This is a genomic window from Delftia sp. WSY_16, from assembly GCF_043104415.1.
Classification (GTDB): Bacteria; Pseudomonadota; Gammaproteobacteria; order Burkholderiales; family Burkholderiaceae_C; genus Comamonas; species Comamonas tsuruhatensis.
Window position 1 is genome coordinate 222,697 of the sequence record NZ_JBICKS010000003.1, and the last position, 22,823, is coordinate 245,519.

Annotated in this window: 20 protein-coding genes; 11 read left to right on the top strand and 9 right to left on the bottom strand. The window is 67.9% G+C overall.

Annotated features, from left to right (window positions below):
• The first annotated feature begins 155 nt into the window (after positions 1-155).
• The 5 genes from ACF8O7_RS01825 (at position 156) to ureC (ending at position 4,215) form a co-directional block, all read left to right on the top strand.
• Positions 156-1,064 (top strand): urease accessory protein UreD, encoded by a 909-nt coding sequence (locus ACF8O7_RS01825; RefSeq protein ID WP_392442111.1) that lies wholly within the window; start codon positions 156-158, stop codon positions 1,062-1,064.
• Positions 1,065-1,081: 17 nt separating this feature from the next.
• Complete coding sequence (locus ACF8O7_RS01830) at positions 1,082-1,384, top strand: urease subunit gamma (RefSeq protein ID WP_012203116.1); 303 nt, start codon at positions 1,082-1,084, stop codon at positions 1,382-1,384.
• Between the two features lie 158 nt (positions 1,385-1,542).
• Positions 1,543-2,166, top strand: a complete 624-nt coding sequence (locus tag ACF8O7_RS01835) for a HupE/UreJ family protein (RefSeq protein ID WP_016451905.1) — start codon at positions 1,543-1,545, stop codon at positions 2,164-2,166.
• A 27-nt stretch (positions 2,167-2,193) separates the two neighbouring features.
• Complete coding sequence (locus ACF8O7_RS01840; RefSeq protein WP_191625523.1) at positions 2,194-2,499, top strand: urease subunit beta; 306 nt, start codon at positions 2,194-2,196, stop codon at positions 2,497-2,499.
• A 12-nt stretch (positions 2,500-2,511) separates the two neighbouring features.
• Positions 2,512-4,215: an urease subunit alpha gene (ureC, locus tag ACF8O7_RS01845; protein ID WP_126311262.1), complete on the top strand. Its 1,704-nt coding sequence runs from the start codon at positions 2,512-2,514 to the stop codon at positions 4,213-4,215.
• Between the two features lie 15 nt (positions 4,216-4,230).
• On the opposite strand, the gene ACF8O7_RS01850 is transcribed toward ureC, so the two are convergent.
• Complete coding sequence (locus ACF8O7_RS01850) at positions 4,231-4,635, bottom strand: type II toxin-antitoxin system death-on-curing family toxin (protein WP_034366858.1); 405 nt, start codon at positions 4,633-4,635, stop codon at positions 4,231-4,233.
• Positions 4,632-4,859, bottom strand: coding sequence for an AbrB/MazE/SpoVT family DNA-binding domain-containing protein (locus ACF8O7_RS01855; RefSeq protein WP_016446570.1), 228 nt, complete (start codon positions 4,857-4,859; stop codon positions 4,632-4,634). The genes ACF8O7_RS01850 and ACF8O7_RS01855 overlap by 4 nt, the downstream gene beginning before the upstream one ends.
• Before the next feature lie 65 nt (positions 4,860-4,924).
• Here ACF8O7_RS01855 and ureE point away from each other — a divergent pair, with 65 nt between their 5' ends.
• Genes ureE through ureG form a run of 3 tightly spaced genes read left to right on the top strand, consistent with a single transcriptional unit; the run spans position 4,925 to position 6,952 of the window.
• Complete coding sequence (gene ureE, locus ACF8O7_RS01860; protein ID WP_126311261.1) at positions 4,925-5,581, top strand: urease accessory protein UreE; 657 nt, start codon at positions 4,925-4,927, stop codon at positions 5,579-5,581.
• Positions 5,574-6,290, top strand: coding sequence for an urease accessory protein UreF (locus ACF8O7_RS01865; RefSeq protein ID WP_126311345.1), 717 nt, complete (start codon positions 5,574-5,576; stop codon positions 6,288-6,290). Before ureE ends, ACF8O7_RS01865 begins: the two co-directional genes overlap by 8 nt.
• Before the next feature lie 20 nt (positions 6,291-6,310).
• A complete protein-coding gene (ureG, locus tag ACF8O7_RS01870) occupies positions 6,311-6,952 on the top strand; it encodes an urease accessory protein UreG (protein ID WP_392442115.1) in 642 nt (213 codons plus the stop codon).
• A 19-nt stretch (positions 6,953-6,971) separates the two neighbouring features.
• On the opposite strand, the gene ACF8O7_RS01875 is transcribed toward ureG, so the two are convergent.
• The 4 genes from ACF8O7_RS01875 to htpG all read right to left on the bottom strand — a co-directional run bounded on the left by ACF8O7_RS01875 (position 6,972) and on the right by htpG (position 14,359).
• Positions 6,972-7,727, bottom strand: a complete 756-nt coding sequence (locus tag ACF8O7_RS01875) for an exosortase H-associated membrane protein (RefSeq protein WP_126311260.1) — start codon at positions 7,725-7,727, stop codon at positions 6,972-6,974.
• Between the two features lie 10 nt (positions 7,728-7,737).
• Positions 7,738-8,289, bottom strand: coding sequence for an exosortase H (gene xrtH / locus ACF8O7_RS01880; RefSeq protein WP_034366861.1), 552 nt, complete (start codon positions 8,287-8,289; stop codon positions 7,738-7,740).
• A 149-nt stretch (positions 8,290-8,438) separates the two neighbouring features.
• Positions 8,439-12,047 (bottom strand): IPTL-CTERM sorting domain-containing protein, encoded by a 3,609-nt coding sequence (locus tag ACF8O7_RS01885; protein ID WP_280047550.1) that lies wholly within the window; start codon positions 12,045-12,047, stop codon positions 8,439-8,441.
• Positions 12,048-12,412: 365 nt separating this feature from the next.
• Positions 12,413-14,359, bottom strand: coding sequence for a molecular chaperone HtpG (htpG, locus tag ACF8O7_RS01890; protein ID WP_017407192.1), 1,947 nt, complete (start codon positions 14,357-14,359; stop codon positions 12,413-12,415).
• A 243-nt stretch (positions 14,360-14,602) separates the two neighbouring features.
• Between htpG and aqpZ the strand changes: the two genes are divergently transcribed.
• The 3 genes from aqpZ to ACF8O7_RS01905 all read left to right on the top strand — a co-directional run bounded on the left by aqpZ (position 14,603) and on the right by ACF8O7_RS01905 (position 18,585).
• Complete coding sequence (aqpZ, locus tag ACF8O7_RS01895; RefSeq protein WP_016446578.1) at positions 14,603-15,307, top strand: aquaporin Z; 705 nt, start codon at positions 14,603-14,605, stop codon at positions 15,305-15,307.
• A 238-nt stretch (positions 15,308-15,545) separates the two neighbouring features.
• A complete protein-coding gene (locus ACF8O7_RS01900) occupies positions 15,546-17,771 on the top strand; it encodes a TonB-dependent siderophore receptor (protein WP_016451913.1) in 2,226 nt (741 codons plus the stop codon).
• A 133-nt stretch (positions 17,772-17,904) separates the two neighbouring features.
• On the top strand, positions 17,905-18,585 hold the full coding sequence (locus tag ACF8O7_RS01905) for a Fe2+-dependent dioxygenase (protein ID WP_046986753.1): 681 nt from the start codon (positions 17,905-17,907) through the stop codon (positions 18,583-18,585).
• Between the two features lie 24 nt (positions 18,586-18,609).
• On the opposite strand, the gene ACF8O7_RS01910 is transcribed toward ACF8O7_RS01905, so the two are convergent.
• From ACF8O7_RS01910 to ACF8O7_RS01920, 3 genes are all read right to left on the bottom strand, one after another.
• On the bottom strand, positions 18,610-20,973 hold the full coding sequence (locus ACF8O7_RS01910) for a TonB-dependent siderophore receptor (RefSeq protein ID WP_337223185.1): 2,364 nt from the start codon (positions 20,971-20,973) through the stop codon (positions 18,610-18,612).
• A gap of 274 nt (positions 20,974-21,247) precedes the next feature.
• Positions 21,248-22,237 (bottom strand): FecR domain-containing protein, encoded by a 990-nt coding sequence (locus ACF8O7_RS01915; protein ID WP_070080687.1) that lies wholly within the window; start codon positions 22,235-22,237, stop codon positions 21,248-21,250.
• Positions 22,234-22,746, bottom strand: coding sequence for a sigma-70 family RNA polymerase sigma factor (locus tag ACF8O7_RS01920; protein WP_047218485.1), 513 nt, complete (start codon positions 22,744-22,746; stop codon positions 22,234-22,236). The genes ACF8O7_RS01915 and ACF8O7_RS01920 overlap by 4 nt, the downstream gene beginning before the upstream one ends.
• Between the last annotated feature and the right edge of the window lie 77 nt (positions 22,747-22,823).

The following is a 22,823-nucleotide window of genomic DNA, read 5'->3' on the forward strand; positions in this document are numbered from 1 at the left end:
GCGTGCCGCATTCCGCCCCGCGCATGGCAGCGCACGCACCAATCCGATGCGCCAGCGCACCAGCAGGGCGCAGCCGCCACTGCACCGGATTGGCACGCTAAATGCATGACGGAAGGCCGTTACCACCCACACGCCCTGTACCGTCCGCCCCGCCCATGTCCGCAGCGCTACCGATCACCGCCGTGCCCACGTCCGCCTCGGGCTGGCAGGCCATGCTGGAGCTGCGCTTCGGGCACCGTGCCGGCCAGGGCAGCGTGCTTTCCCACGCACGCCACAGCGGCCCGCTGCGCGTGCAAAAACCGCTGCACCCCGAAGGCCCCGGCATCTGCCATGCCGTGCTGCTGCACCCGCCCGGCGGCGTGGCCGGCGGCGACCAGTTGCACATCGATGTGACCGTGGAGCCCGGCGCCCACGCCCTGCTGACCACGCCAGGCGCCACGCGCTGGTACAAGTCCCAGGGCCGCCCGGCCGCGCAGCGCGTGCGGCTGCGCGTGGAAGAAGGCGCCATCCTGGAATGGCTGCCGCAGGAAAACATGCTGTTTGCCGGTGCCGACGCCACCATGGCGCTGGACCTGGATCTTGCGCCGGGCGCGCGCGCCATCGGCTGGGACGCCACGGTGCTGGGCCGCTATGGCGCAGGCGAGCACTGGAACCATGCCGACGCACCGCCTGCGCGGCTGCAGCTTCACAACCGGCTGACCCATGCGGGCCTGCCACTGTGGCTGGAACAGGGCGAGCTGCACGCCGGCCATGCCCTGCTGTCCAGCCCCGTTGCCTGGGCAGGCTTGCCCATACAGGCCAGCCTCTGGGCCGTGGCCCCCGAACCCCTGGCGGCCATGGAGCCATTGAGCGAGCAACTGGCCGCCAGCCTGCCCTGGAGCGATGAAGTGCGCGCCGGCGCCAGCCTGCTGGCCGGCCAGGGCGGCGCGCCCTCGGTGCTGCTGCTGCGCGTGCTGGCCCGCCGCATGGAGGCGGCACGGGCCGTGCTGCATGAAGGCTGGCGCCTGCTGCGCCCCGCACTGCTGGACATGCCTGCCCGCCCTCCCCGCCTCTGGGCCACCTGATCAACGGAGACTCATCCATGGAACTCACCCCGCGTGAAAAAGACAAGCTGCTGCTGTTCACCGCAGCCCTGGTGGCCGAGCGGCGCAAGGCGCGCGGCCTGAAGCTCAACTACCCCGAGGCAGTGGCGCTGATCAGCGCTGCCGTGCTGGAGTGGGCGCGCGACGGCAGGACCGTGGCCGAGCTCATGCACCTGGGCACCACGGTGCTGACGCGCGCCGATGTGATGGAGGGCATTCCAGAAATGATCCCGGACATCCAGGTCGAAGCCACTTTCCCGGACGGCACCAAGCTGGTCACCGTTCATCACCCAATAGTTTGACCCCCTGAGCGGCTACGCCGCTTCCCCCAAGGGGGACGGCGCCATCGCTGCGGGGCGGCGCGGCCAGCTTAGGCCCTTGCTGGGCACCCCCAACCAGCCCGCTGCATCCGCTTGTGCCGTGGGCAGATCCAGTCTCGATAGCGATCAAGGAGATCTCCATGTTCAGATTCCGCAACACTTTCAACTACCTGCTCGCCCCGGCCCTGCTGGCCGCCTCCACGGCTGCCAGCGCCCATACGGGGGCCGGCGCCCACCTGCATGCCGGCGACGGCGCCATGCAGGCCCTGATGGCCGGGCTGTCCCATCCCATCGCGGGCCTGGACCATCTGCTGGCCATGCTGGCGCTGGGCCTGTGGTGCGGGCTGATGCTCAAGCGCCAGTGGCTGCCGCCCGTGGCCTTTGCCGCCTGCATGGCGCTGGGCCTGGCGCTGACGCAGACCCCGCTGGAGCTGCCGGCCGTGGAGCCCATGGTGGCCGCCTCGCTGCTGGCCTTCGGCCTGCTGCTGGTGGCCCAGCGCCGCCTGCCCGTGGCCCTGGCCATGGTGCTGGCCGGCGCCTTCGCGCTGTTCCACGGATACGCGCATGGCGAGGTCTTCCCCCACGCGCTGCCCGCAGCCGTGTTCTGGGCCTACATGGCGGGCATGGTCGCCACCACGCTGGTGCTGCATGCCCTGGGCGTGGCCCTTGGCCGGGCCATGCGCGGCGGCACGGCTTCGGCCTGGGCCGCACGCCTGGCAGGTGTGGCCGCCATGGGCTACGGTGCCGTGGCGCTGGCAGGCTGAGCGCGGGAGCCGCACATGACCGAGCGCATCACCCCCGGCGAGCTCCTGGCCGAGCCCGGCGAGATCCTGCTGAACGCAGGCCGGCCCGTGCAGACCCTCACGGTCACCAACACCGGCGACCGGCCCGTGCAGGTGGGCTCGCACTTTCACTTCTTCGAGGTCAACGAGGCCCTGCACTTCGACCGCGCCGCCGCACGCGGCTGGCGGCTGAACATCGCGGCCGGCACGGCCGTGCGCTTCGAGCCCGGGCAGGAGCGCACCGTGGAACTCGTGGAAATCTCCGGCGACCGCATCATCTTCGGCTTCAACGCCAAGGTGATGGGGCCTCTCTGAAAGGGAACATTCATGGCAAGCATCACGCGCCAGGCCTATGCCGAGATGTTCGGCCCCACCGTGGGCGACCGCCTGCGGCTGGCCGACACGGCCCTGGTCATCGAGATCGAGAAGGACCACACGATCTACGGCGAAGAGGTCAAGTTCGGCGGCGGCAAGGTCATCCGCGACGGCATGGGCCAGAGCCAGCGCATGGCCGCCGACTGCGCCGACACCGTCATCACCAATGCCGTGATCATCGACCACTGGGGCATCGTCAAGGCCGACATCGCCATCAAGAACGGGCTGATCGCAGGCATAGGCAAGGCAGGCAACCCGGACATGCAGCCGGGCGTGACCATCGTCATCGGCCCCGGCACGGAAATCATTGCGGGCGAGGGCATGATCGTCACGGCCGGCGGCATCGACACGCACATCCACTTCATCTGCCCGCAGCAGATCGACGAGGCGCTGACCAGCGGCGTGACCACCATGATCGGCGGCGGCACGGGCCCGGCCACTGGCACCTTCGCCACCACGGTCACGCCCGGCCCCTGGCACATGGAGCGCATGCTGCAGGCCGTGGACGGCTACCCCATGAACATCGGCCTGCTGGGCAAGGGCAACGCCAGCCAGGCCGCGCCGCTGCGCGAGCAGATCGCGGCAGGCGCCATCGGCCTGAAGCTGCACGAGGACTGGGGATCGACGCCCGCCGCCATCGACTGCTGCCTGGGCGTGGCCGACGAGACCGACACCCAGGTCGCCATCCACACCGACACGCTCAACGAGGGCGGCTTCGTCGAGGCCACGGTGGCCGCCTTCAAGGGCCGCACCATCCACACCTACCACACCGAAGGCGCGGGCGGCGGCCACGCGCCCGACATCATCAAGGTCTGCGGCGAGGCCAACGTGCTGCCCTCGTCCACCAACCCCACGCGGCCCTACACGGTGAACACGCTGGACGAGCACCTGGACATGCTCATGGTCTGCCACCACCTGGACGCCTCGATTGCCGAGGACATCGCCTTCGCCGAAAGCCGCATCCGCCGCGAGACCATCGCCGCCGAGGACGTGCTGCACGACCTGGGCGCCTTCTCCATGATCTCCAGCGACAGCCAGGCCATGGGCCGCGTGGGCGAAGTGGTGCTGCGCACCTGGCAGACCGCGCACAAGATGAAGGTCCAGCGCGGCAGCCTGCCGGGCGACAACGCGCGCCACGACAACTTCCGCGTCAAGCGCTACGTGGCCAAGTACACCATCAATCCCGCACGCACGCATGGCATCGCCCATGCCGTGGGCTCGGTGGAGGTCAGCAAGCTGGCCGACCTGGTGCTGTGGCGGCCGGCGTTCTTCGGCGTCAAGCCCAGCCTCATCCTCAAGGGCGGCAGCATCGCCAGCGCCGCCATGGGCGACCCCAACGCCAGCATCCCCACGCCCCAGCCCGTGCACTACCGCCCCATGTTCGCGGGCCAGGGCAGCGGCGTGGCGGCGGCCAGCCTCACCTTCGTCTCGCAGGCCGCCCAGCAGGCCGGCGTGGCCGACCGCTACGGCCTGCGCAAGCGCACCGTGGCCGTGGAAAACTGCCGCAGCGTCAGCAAGCGCGACATGGTGCACAACGACTGGCAGCCCGACATCAGCGTCGATCCCGAGACCTACCAGGTCGTGGCCGACGGCCAGCTGCTGACCTGCGAGCCCGCCACCGAGCTGCCGATGGCGCAGCGGTATTTTCTTTTTTAAGGGGGAGCAATGGGGTCAGCGGGGCAAGGGCGCACTGTGCTCACGTATCCAGAGGGCGAACCCGGCCTCGTCCAGTTCGCCTGCGGCCAAGGCCACCATGGTCAGCACACAGGACTCGTCACCCGCCGTCAATTCCCAGCCATTGAGATGGAGAAACAGCTCGGTCGCCACAAAGGCTGTGCGTTTATTGCCATCCGCAAAGGGATGGTTGCGCGCGATGCCAAAGCCATAGCTGGCTGCCAGCTCGGCCGCATCAGGCGCCCCATAAGCGGCCAGATGGCGTGGCCTGGCCAGGGCGGATGCCAGCAACCCGGCATCACGCACGCCCGCCGGGCCACCATGCTCGGTCAGTTGCTCTTCGTGAACAGCCAGCATGACGGCCTCGCTGAGCCAGACCCAAACCTGCATGTTCCCGGTCATTTCGCCAGCTCACGCAAAACACCACGCCGCTTTTTCATGATCAGGCGCGCTGCATCCATCTGCTGCCCGAAGTCCTCGTCATACGGAGAAAGCTTGATGCCACCGTCGGCAACCTCGGTCAGATACACCGTGTCGCCTTTGCCCAGGTTCAGCTTCGCCAGAATCTCCTTGGGCAGGATCAAGCCCACGGAATTGCCGACCTGGGTGAGTTTGAGAGTGGTCATGATGGAATCTCCAGGGAAGTCATTGACTTCGCAATGTTATAACGAACGTTAATACGAAACAATTCATGCTCACCGTCAACAAACACATGCCCCAGGGCGGCGGCCTTGCCGCCGTGCTGGTCAGGCGCGCCGCCACGCTGGAACTGGACTGGGACATGCGCCAGAAGAGCCGCTTTGCGGCCATCGATTCCACGGGGCGCGAGCTGGCCGTGGTGCTGGCGCGCGGCAGCGTGCTGCGCGGCGGCGACGTGCTGGTGGCCGAGGATGGCAGCCTGGTCGCCGTGCGCGCGGCGCCCCAGGCGGTGTTGCGCGTGACGGCGGCCACGCCACTGGGCCTGCTGCGTGCGGCCTACCACTTGGGCAACCGGCATATCCCGGTGGAGGTCACGCCCACGCACCTGCACCTGGAAAACGACCCCGTGCTGCACGACATGCTGCTGCGCCTGGGTGCGCAGGTGGCCCTGGTGGATGCGCCCTTCGAGCCCGAGGCCGGCGCCTATGGCGGCGGCCACCGCCACGGCCATGACGCCAGCTTTGCCGAGGACCAGGCGCTGGCGCAGAGCGTGTATGCGCTGCATGACCATGGGCACGCACACGGCCATTCCCACGGCCATTCCCACGGCCATTCCCACGGGCAAGAACATGGCCACGATCACAGCCATGACCATGACCACAAAGGCTGCTGCGGACACGGGCACGGCCACGACCATCCGCATGGCTGACCTATCGATACAGGGGCTGTGCGCCCTGCTGCACCTGGCATCGCCCCAGCTGCCCGTGGGCGGCTTCAGCTATTCGCAGGGGCTGGAGGCCGCCATCGAGCACGGCCTGGTCACGGATGCCGGCACGGCGCGCACCTGGATTGCCGATGCGCTGGCCCACGGCTTTGCACGCTGCGAGGCGCCGCTGTGGCTGCTGCTGCGCCGGGCCTGGAGCGCAGGCGACGAGGGGGTGGTGCGCGAATGGAACCAGTGGTTCATTGCCAGCCGCGACAGCCGCGAGGCCCGTGCCGAGACGCTGCAGATGGGCTGGTCGCTGCACAGCCTGCTGCGCTCCGTGCCCTGGGGCGGCGAGGCCTTTGCGCCCCGCATCGCACAACTGGGCGCGCTGGTGGACGACCCTGGCCTGGCCTATCCCACGGCCTTTGCCTGCGCCTGCGCCGCCGTGGATGCCGACGAGGACCATGCCCTGCTGGCCTATGGCTTTGCCTGGCTGGAGAACCAGGTGGCCGCCGCCATCAAGGCCGTGCCGCTGGGCCAGGTGGCGGGCCAGAGCCTGCTGCTGGCCCTGCATCCGCTGCTGGAGCAGGCCGTGGGCGAGGCACGCCGCCGCGCCAGCGAGGCGCCGCCCCGGCTGGACACCATGCTGCCCCAATGGAGCGTGCTGCAGGCGCGGCACGAACACCAGTACTCCCGGCTCTTCCGGTCCTGATCACTCACCCCAAGTCCACCATGAACACCCGCACCAAGAAACTCCCCCCGCTGCGCGTCGGCATCGGCGGCCCGGTCGGCTCCGGCAAGACCACGCTGCTGGAGATGCTGTGCAAGGCCATGCGCGCCCACTACGACCTGGTGGTCATCACCAACGACATCTACACCAAGGAAGACCAGCGCCTGCTGACGGTGGCCGAGGCCCTGCCGCCCGAGCGCATCATGGGCGTGGAGACCGGCGGCTGCCCGCACACGGCCATCCGCGAGGACGCCTCCATCAACCTCGAGGCCGTGGACCGCATGCTGCGCCAGTTCCCCGAGGCGGACATCGTCTTCATCGAAAGCGGCGGCGACAACCTGGCCGCCACCTTCAGCCCCGAGCTGTCGGACCTGACCATCTACGTGATCGACGTGGCCGGCGGCGAGAAAATTCCGCGCAAGGGCGGCCCCGGCATCACCAAGAGCGATCTGCTGGTGGTCAACAAGACCGACCTGGCGCCCTACGTGGGCGCCAACCTGTCCATCATGGAAGCCGACACGCAGCGCATGCGCGCCCACAAGCCCTATGTGATGGGCAGCGTGAAAAGCGGCAAGGGCCTGCGCGAGGTGATCGACTTCATCACCGAGCGCGGCCTGCTGCCGCCCATGCCCGATCAGGCCTGAAGTCGGCCGCGCACGGCCTTCAGCGCTGCGGCGTGCCGCTGGTGGCCTTGGCCTTGGGCAGAGTGGCCGCGCTGCTGGAGGACACCAGCGGGTGGCCGGTGGAGGAGGCGGCGCCATCGGTCTGGCGCCAGGCCGAGGGCTTGGGCGCCACCATGGGCTGGGGCGCGGCGGCAGGCGCCCGGCTGCGGTTCCAGGCCGGCAGCAGCACGCGGCGCACAAAGCCCATGTCCAGCGCCAGCCACAGCAGCACCGGGCACAGCGTGGGCACCATCAGCCCGCCCATCTGGTAGGCGTAGACGATGGCCTCCAGCTGCCATGTCTGTATGCCCAGCACGTTGAGGTCAAGCCGCGCCGCAAGGCACAGCTGCATCAGCACCTGCGAGACCACGCTGAAGGTCTGCAAGGGCAGCAGCGCCACATACCCCACCAGGATGCGCCACCACCGGCCCGGCCCCCAGGCCGCCAGCAGCATGGCCACCAGCACCGGCAGGCCGTAGCCGTAGCGGGCGGGATCGACCTCGACGATGGCCTCGGCGCGGCGCCAGCCGGTCTGCTCGTTGGAGACCTGGACCGAGGAATTGACGACCAGGTTGCGGGGCGTCTCCAGGTCCACGCGCTGCACCCAGCCGTTGGCGGCGTTCTCCAGCACCCACTTGCTCATGCCGGACACCGGCACGGCCAGCCAGCCGGCCGCCAGCGTCCAGGCCAGGGTCAGCACCACGATGCCGCCCATGGCCAGGCCCGCGAAGCGCGAGATGGGATTGCGTCCGATCATGGCCTGCTCCTCAGGCGGCCACGGCGGCGGAAGCTGCAGCGGCAGGCGGCAGCGGCGGCTGGCCGCCATCATCGTGCGACGGCGCCTTGCGGCCGCTCCAGCGCACCCACAGCAGCCAGAACACCAGCACGTCCAGCATGATCAGCGCCTGCCAGAGGTACTCATGCGCGAAGTTGAAGGCCGTGGTGCTCCACTGGCCCAGGTAGAACAGGCTGATGACGCGCAGCACATTGATGGCCTGCACGGCCACGAAGCCGGCCAGCAGGCCCACCAGCTTCTGGCGCCATGACGAGGGGAAGGCCATCACGGCGGCAAACAGCACGATGTAGGCCTCCAGGCCGTTGCAGCCGGCCTCGATGGAGACGCCGAAGCCCGTGGCCGTGTTCCACAGCACCTTGCCCGTGGCCGAGGCCGTGCTGTCGAACCAGGTCACCAGCGAGGCGCAGATGTGCGCCAGGAAGGCCGTCCAGGGCAGCACGATGTGCTGCTGCACCCAACTGAGCAGGTTCAGCCCGAACATCGTCAGCTGGATGGCCAGAAAGATCAGAAAGAAACGCAGCATGGCAGGTCTTGGAGTGTTGGTTGCCGGGCTTGCGACCTGGCGGTTGCGAAACAGTGTCCCTCTATAGGCTCGCATTATCTTCGGACCGCTCAAAGACGACAAAGGCCGGTGCGTGAAACACGCCACCGGCCCTTGTCGTCACGGGCGCATCACCGACGCTCGCGCCTGCGCATGGTTCCCAGCGCCATCAGCGCCAGCAGGGACGACATCAGCATCAGGCCCCACTGCGACAGCGTGGGAATGCTGGCCGTGCCGCCCGGCCCCGGCTTGAGCGGCGTGGTGGTCGTGCTCTTGTCGTTGTCGGGATTGCCGTCACCGGGCACCGAGACCGTTGCCGAGTTGACCAGCGGGCGGGCGCCCTTGTAGGGCTTGTCCAGCTTGGTCTCCAGCGTGAAGACGGCCGTGCCGCCCTGGGCCAGCTGCGGCACGCTGCAGGTCACGGTGCGCGTGCCGCTGGCATAGCTGCAGCCTGCCGAGGCCGAGACGAACTCCAGCCCTGCGGGCAACACGTCGGTCACCGAGCCGCCCGCGGGCGACTGCGGATCGCGGCCGTAGTTGGTGACGGTCAGCGTGTAGCTGGCCGTGTCGCCATCGTCCAGCGGGCCGGCGGGGCCCTGCTTGCCGATCCCCAGGTCCACGGCATTGCCCTGGCGGCTGGTGGAGGTGCGGTCGGTGGTGGTGTTGTTGACGATCACATCGCCGCCATTGCTCAGCCATTCCGTCTCGAAGGGCTTGACCGAGGCCTCGTGGTAGATGGTGCCGCCCGATGCCTTGTCGGGCAGGGTCTGGGCGCGCATCTTGAACTTGATGGTCATGCTCTGGCCCGGCGCCAGCGAGGGGATGGTGCACTGCAGAGGCCCGCTGGTCGCGTTCAGCGCCGGCTGCACGCCGCACCAGGATGCGGAGGCGCCGGGAATGCCGGCCAGCGCCAGGCCGTTCTGGTAGCTGAAGGTGGCCGTGGAGCCCGATGCGGGGAACTTGTCGGTCACGACCACCTGGGTGGCGTAGGAGGGGCCGGAGTTGGTCACCGTGATGGTGTATTCGGTGTCCTCACCCAGCACCAGGCCGTCCGCCGTGTGGCGCATGCTGATGTTCACATCCAGCTCGGCACGCTTGAGCCGGGCCTTGGCCTCGGCCTGGTTGTTGGCCTTGGTCAGTTCCTCGGTGGCGGTGTCCACGGCGACCGTGTTGAGGATCTCCGTGTCAGCCGCCAGATCGCCGCGCGAGCGCATCTTGTAGGTCACGGTGTACTGCGCGCCTGTGGGCAGCGGATTGGCCCAGGCGCACTCCAGCGTTCCGCCCTGCACGCCATCGGTGGCAGCCGGAGTGCAGGTGCCGCCGCCGGAGACCGTGGGCGTGCCGATGAAGATGGCGTCTGCAGGCAGCACGTCCTTGAGCGTGACATTGGCGGCCGACGAGGGGCCGTAGTTGGGCACCGTGACCGTATAGGTCAGCGGCTCTCCCGCAGCCGCCACCTTGGGCGAGACCTGCTTTTGCGCTGCGATTTCCGCGATGGCCTGCACGGTGATGCTGGCCGTCGAGGAGTCGTTGCCGGGATCGGCGTCATGGATGTCAAGGGACTGGGCCGAGGCCGCGTTGGCATAGGTGCCGGTGGTGGCGCGCTTGGGGCGGATCTTGACCTCGATCACCACCTCGGCCTCCGGGGCCATGGAGGTGATGTCGCAGGTCAGATCGCGCGTCTCGCTGTTGACGCCGCCCGAAGGAGTGCCGCAGCTGGCGTTGGCGCCGGAGACGATGCGGCTGGAGACAAAGCCGCCGCCCGGGTAGGTGTACGGCACGGGATTGCCGGCCTCGTCCACCGGGTTGCCGCCCACGATGCGCACGCCGTCGGTCTGCTTGACCAGGGACTGCAGCGCGTCGCGCACGCGGACATTCGTCACCGTCGTGCTGGCCGAGTGGTTCTTCACCACCAGCTGGTAGGTGACCTCCTCACCGCTCTTGATGGCAGCCGGCGGCACGGGGTTGACCACGCTCTTGACGATGCCCACATCCACCTTGTCTGCAGACACGGTGACGGTCGCGGAGGTGGTGGCCGATGCATTGTCCCGGCCGATCACGCCAGCGGAGGCGTTATTGGTGAAGTCCAGATGGCCCGAAGCCAGCGTGACCTTGGCCCTGACCTTGATCTGGCGGCTGGCGCCCACGGCCAGGCCCGCGGTCGAGGTGCAGCTCGGGGTGGTGCAGGTCCATTCCCCCGCGCCGGTGCCCGCACCGGACATGCTGACGATGGCCATGCGGCCGTCTGCGGGGTTGTCGGTCACAGTGATCTGCTGATTCGGCAGCACGGGCATGGGGCCGGTGTTGGTCACCGTGATCGTGTATTCGAACTCCTGGCCTGCCAGCACCGGGCGGCCAGGGCCTGCCTTGGCCAGCCTCAGCCGCGCATCGTTGCTGAAGTCCACGGCCGCGCTGGCCGTGTTGTTGGTCGTATTGGGCTCGTTGAGGCCGGGTGCCACCCCGATCACGCCCTGGTTCACCAGCTGCGTGCCGGGTGTCCCGCCCGCAGCCACGACGGCCTTGAAGCGGATGGCCTGCATGTTGGCGTAGCCGGCTACCGGGTACTCGCCCGCGTGGGTGCAGGTGATGGTGCCGCTGTTGTGGCCGCACAGCCAGGGCGCCGTGCTGCCGTCGAAGCCCGTGAAGGTCACGCCGGCCGGCAGGGTGTCGGTGACGGTGAGATCGCGCGGCACGAGGGAGCCGCCTTCGCGGCGCGGCTGCAGCGTGTAGGTGACCTCGGTTGCCTGCAGCGCATCCAGCACCGTGGGCGCCACCTGCTTGCGCAGCGAGACATCCACGAACTCGCTGCCGCTGGAGACCACGGCGGCGCTGGCGGTGTTGTTGCCGGACTGGCCGTCGGGCATCTCCGTGCTGGCGTCCTTGTAGCCCTTGACGCTGGCAGCGCCGGCAATGGTGCCGCTCATGTTGGCGATGGCCGGCACGGTGATGGCTGGCAGCACGGCGCCTGGCAGCACCGGGCCGCCGCGCGTGCAGTTGAGCTCGCCCGAGATCAGCGGATAGCCCGAGGCCGGCGTGCAGCTCCAGCCGCTGCCTGAGGGCACGCCCGTGACCACGGCGCCGTTGGGCACGGGGAAACGCACCACGGTACGGCCACCGGCGGGGACCTCGGACGGGCCCTTGTTCTGCACGTCGATGACGTACTGGAAGGCGCCGCCGTTGGCGACGCTGGCGGGAGCCGCTATCGCGATGGCCAGATCGGCGGCCTCGGTGGTGGTGAAGTTGCGGTCCAGCTGCGTGTTGTTCTGGTCGTTGTCGTAGTCGGGCGATGCCATGCGCGCGCTGGCCACGGCGCGCCAGTTGGTGCCGACGGTCGGCAGGATGACCTCGAAGCCCACGGACTTGAAGCCATCGGCGGGCGCCAGGTTGCCGATGTTGCAGACCAGCGTGTTGTTGCCTGCGGTGAGCACCGTGCCGGCAGCCGGTGCCGTGCAGGTGATGCCGCCCGGGCTGCTGCTGTAGCCCTGGAACACGGCGCCCACGGGCAGCACCTCGGTCAGGGTGACGCCTACGGCGTCGGGACCGATGTTGTTGTGCCTGACCTTGGCCACATAGGTGAAGGTGCCGCCGGCAGGCCCTGCCGATGCGTCCTGTCCGTCATAGAGACCATCCTGGTTGACCAGGATGTCGGTATCGGCCGGCGCCGCCACGGCAGCCGCTGTTGCCAGCAAGCCGCCGGACAGCAGCGCACGCGCCAGCCAGCCCTTTCTCGTGAAAGCCATACAAACCTCTCTTTTGCTTCGTTGACAGCGCCGAATGCCGCAGGCACGGACGCACGGGGTGCCCGGCTGGAACAGCTCTGTCAAAAAGCCGACAACCGGACGCACCAAAGGGAGGCATGATGGTTCTTTATTACCAAAAGTAAATATGATCTGGAATTTTTGACAAAAGTGAGTATTTAGAAGAATTTGTGAGTTTTTCGTGAGTCCACCGACGACTACCGGTTTTCCTCACGGATTGCAGACGTGAAAAAGCCGGTGGCAGCTTGGCTGGCACCGGCTTGGAAGGCTTGTCTGCCGTGCGCTGGCACGACAGTGAGCAGGCACTGAGGCCTATGGAATGCGCCTGGGCGATCCTTGTGAGGAACTCACGCGAGAAGAGCGTTCACGCGCTTGACGTAGGCGGCCGGGTCCTCGGGCATGCCGCCTTCGGCCAGCACGGCCTGGTCGAAAAGGATGTTGGCCAGGTCATGGAAATGCACCGATCCGTCCAGCTTCTTGACCAGCGGATGCTCGGGGTTGACCTCCAGCACGGGGCGGGCGTCCGGCGCCTGCTGGCCGGCCTGCTTGAGCAGGCGCGCCAGCTGCAGGCTCATGCCGCCGTCCTGCACCACCAGGCAGGCCGGCGAGTCGACCAGGCGCGTGGACACGCGCACGTCCTCGGCCTTGTCCTTGAGCGCCTCCTTGAGCTTGGCCAGCAGGGGCTTGAAGGCTTCGGCCGCTTCCTCGGCGGCCTTCTTTTCCTCTTCGTCCTGCAGCTTGCCCAGGTCCACGGCGCCCTTGGCCACGGACTGCAGCGGCGTGCCGTCGAAGTCGGTCAGGTAGCCCATGGCCCACTCGTCCACGCGGTCGGCCATCAGCAGCACTTCGATGCCCTTCTTGCGGAAGACTTCGAGCTGCGGGCTGTTGCGCGCTGCCGTCAGGGAGTCGGCCGTGATGTAGTAGATCGCGTCCTGGCCTTCCTTCATGCGGGCCTTGTAGTCGGCCAGCGAGACCATGGCGTCTTCCTGGCTGGTGGAGGCAAAGCGCAGCAGCTTGGCGATGCGTTCCTTGTTGGCGAAGTCCTCGCCCAGGCCTTCCTTGAGCACGGCGCCGAACTCGGCGTAGAACTGGCTGTACTTGCCTTCCTTGGCCTTGTCCTCTTCGCTGACCACGTCGGTGACGCCGTCCGTGCCTTCGCCGGCCTCGTGGCGATCGTGCTTGGCCAGGTCTTCCAGCATGGACAGCACGCGCTTGGTGGAGCCGTCGCGGATCAGGCGCACGTCGCGGCTTTCCTGCAGCAGCTCGCGGCTGACGTTCAGCGGCAGGTCGGCCGAGTCGATCACGCCCTTGACGAAGCGCAGGTAGCCGGGCATCAGCGCCTCGGCGTCATCCATGATGAAGACGCGCTTGACGTAGAGCTTGACGCCGGCCTTCTTGTCGCGGTTGTAGAGATCGAACGGTGCCTTGGCCGGAATGAACAGCAGCTGCGTGTACTCGGTGTTGCCCTCCACGCGGTTGTGGCTCCAGGTCAGCGGGTTCTCGAAGTCGTGGCTGATGGCCTTGTAGAAGTCCTGGTACTGCTCGGCCGTGATGTCCTTCTTGGGACGCGTCCACAGCGCGCTGGCCTTGTTGATGGTCTCCCACTCGCCGGTCTTGACCATGGCGCCGGGCTGGTCGTTCTCGCCGTCCTTCCATTCCTCCTTTTCCATGAGGATGGGCAGGCTGATGTGGTCGGAGTACTTGCCGATGACCTGCTTGATCTTCCAGGCATTGAGGAACTCCTCGGCCTCGGGACGCAGGTGCAGCGTGATGCTGGTGCCGCGCTGGGGACGCTCGATCTGCTCGACCTCGAACTCGCCCGTGCCGCCGCTGGTCCAGCGCACGCCTTCGGCGGCCGGCAGGCCCGCGCGGCGTGTTTCCACGGTGATCTTGTCGGCCACGATGTAGCCCGAGTAAAAGCCCACGCCGAACTGGCCGATGAGCTGCGAGTCCGACTTCTGGTCGCCCGACAGCTTTTCCATGAAGGCCTTGGTGCCGCTCTTGGCGATGGTGCCCAGGTTGTCGATGGCTTCCTGCTCGCTCATGCCGATGCCGGTGTCGGCAATGGTCAGCGTCTTGGCGGCGGCGTCGAAGGACACGCGCACTTCCAGGTTGGGCTGGTCTTCATACAGCGCGGCATTGTTCAGCGCCTCGAAGCGCAGCTTGTCGCAGGCGTCCGATGCGTTGGAGACCAGCTCGCGCAGGAAGATCTCGGGGTTGGAATACAGCGAATGCGTGACCAGGTGCAGCAGCTGTGCAACTTCGGCCTGAAAAGAATGGGTTTGCTTGCTCATGCAGACAGTGTCCTATGTCCTATGGGTTCACAACAGGGAAAAAATCAGCCCTCATCTCGGGTCGGCGGATGCAATTTCAAGAGCCCGCCGCCCCTGTGGCGACGCAGGCTGTGGACGATTGTTCACTTTCTTGCCCTCTCGGCAGGCCAGGCGCAGCGCTATAACTGCGCCACTTTCCGCCATTCGGCGGGCAGTGCGCGCAGGGCCCGGGCGCAGCGGCGGGCCTGTTTCAGGAGATTTCCCATGCACAGCTCTGTTCAAAAATGGTCCGCAGAATTCCTCGGAACCCTGTGGCTGACCCTGGGCGGCTGCGGTGCGGCCGTGCTGGCCGCCGCCTTCCCGCAGGTGGGCATCGGCCTGGTCGGCGTCTCGCTGGCCTTCGGCCTGACGGTGGTCACCGGCGCCTATGCCTTCGGTCCCATCTCGGGCGGGCACTTCAACCCTGCCGTCTCCGTGGGCCTGGCCATGGGCGGGCGCTTTGCCTGGAGCGAGCTGCCGGGCTACGTCGTGTCCCAGGTGCTGGGCGCCATCACGGGCGCAGGCATTCTCTACGTGATCGCCACGGGCAAGGCCGGTGCCGACATCGGCGGCTTTGCCACCAACGGCTTCGGCACGCATTCGCCGGGCGGCTACGGCATGACGGCTGCCCTGGTCACCGAGGTGGTGATGACGGCCTTCTTCATCCTGGTCATCCTGGGCGCCACGGCCAAGCGCGCGGCAGCCGGCTTTGGCGGCCTGGCCATCGGCCTGTGCCTGACGCTGATCCACCTGATCTCGATTCCCGTGACCAACACCTCGGTCAATCCCGCGCGCAGCACGGGCCCGGCCCTGTTCGGTCCCGAGATCGCCGTCTCGCAACTGTGGCTGTTCTGGGTGGCCCCCATCGTGGGCGCGCTGATCGGCGCCGTGATCTACAAGGCCCTGCTGTCCAATCCGGCCGACGAGTAAGGCCAGGCACGGGCGCAGCAGGCGCCCCGCAGCAAACCCCGGCGGCTGGCGACAGCCGCTTTTTTTCGTCCGGCAGCAGCCGCGTTTTCATTGGACCTTTGGTGAAACACGGTTTTCGTTTGTTGCATGGCGGCAACGCGAAGGACTTTTACCCAGGGCAAACAGGCCAACTTTACGAAGCAGAAACCGAACACTAGTGATTCGCAATAACAATCCGCGGGCTTTCATCGGAGTGAACATGAGCAAAATCCAACAAATCCTCCCCCCCGCGAACCTCACCCAGCTGGCCCTTGCCGCTGCCCTGTGCCTTGCTGGCACCCCGGCCTTTGCGCAGGCCAGCACCACGCTGGGCACCGTGAACGTGACGTCTTCGACCGAAGCGCCCGTGAAGACCGACAACGCCTCCTCGGCCAAGTTCACGGCCCCGCTGGTGGACACGCCCAAGACGGTGCAGGTCATCAACGAGGAAATCATCAAGCAGACCGGCGCGACCAGCCTGCAGGAAGCCCTGCGGTCCACGCCCGGCATCACCTTCGGCAACGGCGAAGGCGGCAACCCCTCGGGTGACCAGCCCTTCATCCGCGGCATGGATGCCCAGGCCAGCACCTTCGTGGACGGCATGCGCGACATCGCGGCCGGTACGCGCGAAGTGTTCAACCTGGAATCGGTGGAGGTCATCAAGGGTGCCGATTCGGCCTATGCAGGCCGTGGCGGCGCTGGCGGCTCCATCAACCTGGTGACCAAGAAGGCCAGGAACGAGAACTTCATCAGCGGCGACGTGGGCCTGGGCACGGACAGCTACCGGCGCGCCACCATCGACGCCAACCGCGTGCTGGGCGAAGGCGTGGGCCTGCGCCTGAACGCCATGGTGCACGACGCCGACGTTCCCGGCCGCAGCGGCCCCGAGAACAAGCGCTGGGGCATCGCCCCCACGGTGACCTTCGGCATGGGCACGCCCACCGAGGTATCGCTGTCCTGGCAGCACCTGCAGACCGACAACATTCCCGATGGCGGCGTGCCCTACCTGTACACCAGCACGGCGGCCGCCGGCCTGCCCGGCGGCAGCGTGGTGCGTCCCACCTACGGCAGCAACCGCGACAACTGGTACGGCCTGACCAGCCGCGACTACGAGAAGGAAAAGAGCGACCTGTTCACGGCCACCGTCGAGCACAAGTTCACCGACACGAACAAGTTCCGCAACAGCCTGCGCTACAGCAAGTCCGAACAGGACTACCTGTGGACCCAGCCCGACGACAGCAAGGGCAATGCCATCAACGGCTATGTGTTCCGCCGCGGCAATGCGCGCGTGGCCGACATCAAGACGCTGCAGAACCTGTCGGAATTCACGGGCAAGGCACAGACCGGCAGCGTGGGCCACAGCTACGCCTTCGGCCTGGAGCTGTCCAAGGAAAAGGCCGAGTCCCGCACCGCCGCGCTGCAGACCACCAACACCACCTGCACGGCCGCCAGCCTGTGGTGCGCCTCGCTGAACAACCCGGACAGCAGCCCGCTGTGGAACCTGCCCGTGACCCTGGGCGACCCCAGCCACAACAAGATCGACACCGTGGCGCTGTACGGCTTCGACACGCTCAAGTTCAACGACCGGTGGCTGCTCAACGCCGGCCTGCGCCTGGACCACTACAAGCTCAGCGCCTCCGGCCCCGCCGGCCGCAACACGCCGGCCTATGACCTGAGCCGTTCGGACACGCTTTTCAACTACCAGCTGGGCCTGGTCTACAAGCCGGCCACCAACGGCAGCATCTACGCCAGCCTCGGCACATCCTCGCGCCCCGGCGGCTCCATGCTGGGCAACGGCAACGAGGACCTGGGCATCTCCACCGACCAGCTGGCCAACCTGGCGCCCGAGAAGACCCGCTCGCTCGAGCTGGGCACCAAGTGGGACCTGATGGAAAAGCGCCTGGCGCTGACCGCCGCGCTGTTCCGCAACGACGTGACCAATGCGCGCATCACCGAAAACGGCGTCACCTACATGGGCGGCAACAAGGTGGTCAACGGCGTGGAGCTGGGCTTCACGGGCAGCGTGCTGCCGGGCCTGAGCGTCTTCGGCGGCTACACCTACATGGACAGCGAGCAGAAGAACGCAGGCGCAGGCAACGTGGCCAACGGCCAGCCCTTCCCCAACACGCCCAAGCACAGCTTCAGCCTGTGGACCAGCTACAAGCCCATGGCCAAGCTGACCGTGGGCCTGGGCATCTATGCCCAGAGCAGCGTGAACCAGAGCTACATCCGCTCCACCGTGGATGGCGGCATCGTCACCAAGGGCGCCAGCGGCTATGCACGCTACGACGCCATGGTGGCCTACCAGATCGACCGCAACCTGACCGTGCAGCTGAACCTGTACAACCTGGGCGACAAGGTCTACTACAGCGGCGTGCGTTCGCCCCACTACGCGACCATGGCGGCAGGCCGCTCGGCCGTGGCCTCGCTCAAGTGGACGTACTGATCTGCTGATCGCCCCGGGCGAACGCGCAGCGGCTTGACGCTGCGCAGATCACCGCAAAGCCCCGCAGGCCATCGCCGCCTGCGGGGCTTTTTTGCGGGACACTCATTGATTCCGCCCCTGAGGACCGCCTGCCATGATGCTCCGCATACCCGCCCTGCTCAGCCCCGACGAAGTGCGCCAGTGCCGCCAGGCGCTGGAGCAGGCCCCGTGGCAGGACGGCCGCGCCACGGCCGGCCCCCTGGCGGCCCAGGTCAAGGCCAACCTGCAGCTGCCGCTGGACAGCCAGGCAGGCCAGGCGATAGGCAACCTCATCCTCGACAGGCTGGGGGCCAGCGCGCTGTTCATGTCGGCCACGCTGCCGCTGAAGGTGCTGCCGCCGCGCTTCAACCGCTACGAAGGCGGCGGCACCTACGGCAACCACATAGACAATGCCATCTTCACCATCCCCGGCACGGCCATCAAGGTGCGCAGCGATGTCTCCACCACCGTATTCCTCAGCGAGCCCGACGAATACGAAGGTGGCGAGCTGGTCGTGGAAGACACCTTCGGCCACCAGAGCGTGAAGCTGGCTGCAGGCGACGCCATCGTCTACCCCGGCACCAGCCTGCACCGCGTCAACCCCGTCACGCGCGGCACGCGCTACGCCAGCTTCTTCTGGACCCACAGCCTCGTGGCCTCGGACGAGAAGCGCCGCCTCCTGTTCGACCTGGACCAGCAGATCCAGCAGTTGACGCTGCGCCACCCGGGCGACCCCGCCCTATCCGCGCTGTCCGGCACGTACCACAACCTGTTGCGGATGTGGTCGCAGGCCTAGTGGCACAGCCGCCAGGCAGCCGCATCAGAACCTGTAGCGGGCCGTGACCAGCACATTGCGCGGATCGCCATACACGCCCGTGCCGTACGAACCCAGGCCCGGCATATAGGTCTTGTCGAACAGGTTGTTGACGTTCAGCGTCACCGACCACTGACGGTCCACGTCGTAGCGCGCCATCAGGCCCACCAGCGCATAGGCACGCTGGTCGGCGCGCGCGTAGGGAGCGGCGGACTGCTGGTAGTAGGTCAGGCTCTGCCAGGCCAGCGACCCGCCCACGGTCCACTGCGGGTTGAGACGGTAGCTGGTGCTGAGCTTGAACAGGTGGCGCGGCTGGTTGGTGTTGACCGCGCTGAGGATCACGTCGGGCTGGGCCGGCGCACGCGAAGTGCGGTAGGTGTAGCCGCCGTAGATGTTCCAGGCCGGCGTGATGCTGCCCGACACTTCCATCTCCACGCCCTTGCTGGTCACGCCGTCGATGGCCGCATAGACCTCTTCCCCGGATTGCGGGTTGGCGCTGACGTACTGCGCGGCATTGCGCTGCTGGATGTGGAACAGCGCCAGCGAGGCGTTGAGCCGGCCGTCCAGGAACTCGCCCTTGACGCCCACTTCGCGGCTGCGGCCCGTGAGCGGCGGCAGCGGGCTGCCGGCAGCGTCCTTGTAGTAGGTCTGCGGATTGAAGATATCGGTCTGGCTGGCGTACAGCGACAGCTGGCGGTTCAGGTCATACACCACGCCCGCATAGGGCACGGTCTTGTGCGCCACGCGCAGCGCGTTGTTCACGACGTAGCTTCCGTTCAGGCCCGTGGTGTCGTCCAGCATGTCGTACCAGCTCACGCGCGCACCCAGGATCACCGACAGATCGTCCGTGGGCCGCAGGCGCGCGGCGCCGAAGACACCCTTTTCCACGATGCGCGTCATGCGGTGGTTGCGCAGCTGGAAATCGGGCCGGGGCACCTGGCCGTCCCACTCGAAGTAGTTGCCCACGGGGCCGTAGGCATTGCTGTAGCCGGGCGCATGGCGGCGCTGGCGCGACCAGCTGGCGCCGAACGACAGCTCATGCTCGCGCCCGAACAGCTGCAACGGCCCGGACAGCGCCGCATTCACGGCCTGCGTGGTGGCATCGGTGGGAATCTTGTTGGACAGCATGTTGATGCCCAGGCCGCTGACCGGGTCCACCATGCCGTGGGCTGCCACGCCGACCTCCACGTCGCGCGACTGGCGCAGCCGGCTGGCAGACAGGTCCATCTTCCAGCCATTGCCGAAGCTGTGCTTGAGTTCGGCAAACACGTTGGTGCTGTCGTTGTCCCAGTACGACCAGCGCGCCGCAGGGTTGAGCGAGGTGGGGAAATGCGTGCGGCTGCCATCCTTGAAGAACAGCGGGATGTGGCCGAAGCTGGCCCCGTTGGCGCGCGTCTGCATGTGGTCAATGCCCAGGCTGGCCACGGTGCCCGGGCCCAGGTCGGCCTCGATGATGCCGTACAGGCTGCGCACGTTGCGGCTGTAGTCGTCCACATGGGACCTGGCGTTCTGCGCCACGGCCACCACGCGGGCGCGCACGCGGCCGTCTTCGGTCAGCGGCGCGGAGATGTCGCCCACGCCGCGCAACCGGTCATGGCTGCCGATGGCCGCCTCGGCCGAGGCCTGGAAGGTCTTGGTGGGCCGCTTGCGCACCAGATTGACCACGGCCGACGGATAGCCCGCGCCCGTGAGCAGGCCTGTGGCGCCCTTGACCACTTCCACGCGGTCATAGATGGCGCTGTCGGCCAGCGAGGTCGTGTACTGGTTGGCCGAGTCCATGGTGTTGGGCACGCCGTCGAACTGGAAATTCTCGATGGCATAGCCGCGCGAGTAGAAGGTGGTGCGCTCGCTGTCGTTGCGGCCCACGGTGATGCCGGGCGTCTTCTCCAGCACCTCCGGCAGGCTGGTCAGGCCCTGGTCGTCCATCAACTGGCGCGTGACCACGCTGACCGACTGCGGCGTCTCGCGCTGCGACAGGCCCAGCCGTGTGGCCGTGCTGGACTGGCGCGTGGCGTAGGAGCCCGTGCCTTCGGAGACCGCGCTGCGCTCGGCAGCGGCCGTCACGTTGACCGTGGCCAGCGCCGTGCCCTCGGCAGCGGAGACCGGCGCCGTCGGCACCGCCGCGCGCCGCAGCGCGTAGCCCCCGCCCTGCCCCGCCTGGGGCACGGCTTCCAGGCCGCTGCCCGCCAGCAGGGCGGCCAGGCCCTCGCGCACCGAATAGCTGCCATGCAGGGCCGCGCCGGTCTTGCCTGCCGTCAGGCTGCCATCGGCGGTCAGCAGAATACCGGCCTGGGTGGCAAAAGCGTTAAGAGCACGGTCCAGCGGCGCGGCAGGCAGATCGAAGCGCTGGGCGGCAGCCGGCGCGGCCATGGTTTGCGCGTGGGCGGCAGTGGCGCTCAGGCCACCGACAGCGCAGGCCTGCAGGGCCATGGCGAGCACGGTTCTGGCGAAGGCAGGCGCCAGCGCGGGAGCCTGTGCAGGAGGTCGGAAGCGGACAAGAGCGCCGGGCACGGGGTGCGGCATGGAGGATTCCTTTCGATGGATGGCGGACATAGCCATTCACTGCAGAAAATGGCTGTTGTCTCTATCCCGAACGAGATCCGGAAAGCGGCACGCCCTGCCGCAAATATTTTTTTGCCGGATCTCAGGCCGGTCCCACCGTGACCCAGAAACGCGTGGTCCGGCGCACGCGCACCGGCAGCGCGCCCTGCAGCGCGGCCAGCGTGGCATCGCTGTCGTCCAGCGAGAACACGCCCGAGACGATCTGCCCGGCCACGGCCGGGTCGCAGCGCAGCACGCCACGGCGGTAGCGCGACAGCTCGGCCAGAAAGTCTTCGAGGCGCATGCGCTCGGCCACCAGCAGGCCGCGTGTCCAGGCGGCATCGCCCTGCGGCGGCAAGACGCCGGCCTGCACCGTCTCGGCGCCGAAGTCTGCCCACTCGCCGGCCTCCACGCGGCGCGACGGCCCCTGCAGCGGAGCGACGGCCACCGCCCCCTCGAATACTTCGACCCGGTCCCGCCCCGCTGCGCCGCCACCGTCCAGACGCACGGAAAACCGTGTCCCCAGCGCCTGCAGCGTGCCCCGGGGAGTCTCCACTATGAAGGGGCGATGCGCGCCGGCCGGATCCGACGCCGTGCGCACATGGATGGCACCCGCTCGCAGCAGCAGGCGGCGTTCCGTGGCCGTGTAGCGCAGGTCCAGCGCGCTGCCTGTGTCCAGCGTGACCACGGAGCCGTCGGCCAGTCGGTGCTCGCGCCGCTCGCCCGTGCCCGTGTGCAGCGCGGCCAGCTGACCGCTGCGCTCCAGTGCGCCATGACCGGCATAGAGCGCCACGCCCGTGCCCGCGCCCCAGGCCAGCACGCGCAGCGCCTTGCGCCTCCCGGCCGCGGGCGCACGCGCCGTGCGCAGCGTGCGCGAGGCCAGCTGCGGCGGCACGGCCTGCAAGCGCTGCTGCATTTGCATCAGCTGCTGCCAGGCCTCCTCGTGACGGGCATCGGCCGCGCGCCACGCGGCCAGGGCCTGGTGTTCGGCCTCGGTGGCGCTGCCCGACAGCAGCACGGCCATCCAGTCGAAGGCCTGGTCCAGGGCCTCGGTCGGATCGGCGGCAAGGAGTCCGGTGGCGGTGTGCGTCATTCCATCAGCGCCTGGAAACATGCCTGCAGCGCATCGCGCATGTGCTTGCGCACCGTGCGCTCGGCCGTGCCCACGCGCGGGGCGATCTCGGCATAGGTCAGGCCCTCGAACTGCGAGAGCATGAACACCTCGCGCACGCGCGGCGGCAGCGCATCCAGCATGGCGTCCACGCGCACCAGGGTCTGCAGCGCAATCGCCCGCTCTTGGGGCGAAGGCGCAAACGATTCGGGCAGCAGCGCCAGCGCCTCCAGATAGGCGGCCTCCAGCCTGCGCCGGCGCAGCAGGTCCACCACCAGTCCCTTGGCGATCTGCACCAGGTAGGCGCGCGGCTCCTCTTCCTGCCGGGGCAGGCGGCGCGAGACGATCAGGCGCACCCAGGTGTCCTGCGACAGGTCCGCAGCGTCGCAGGCGTTGCCCATGCGGCGCCGCAGCCAGCCCAGCAGCCAGGGCTGGTGGGCGACATAGAGCGATTGGATGGGGTCGGGAGCGGAGGGTGATGAGTGAGGCATCGGGGCAAGGCGCCATGGAGTGCCACGGCGCCAAAGACGAATGGTTCTTATTATCCATTCATCCCGGCGCCCTCCGC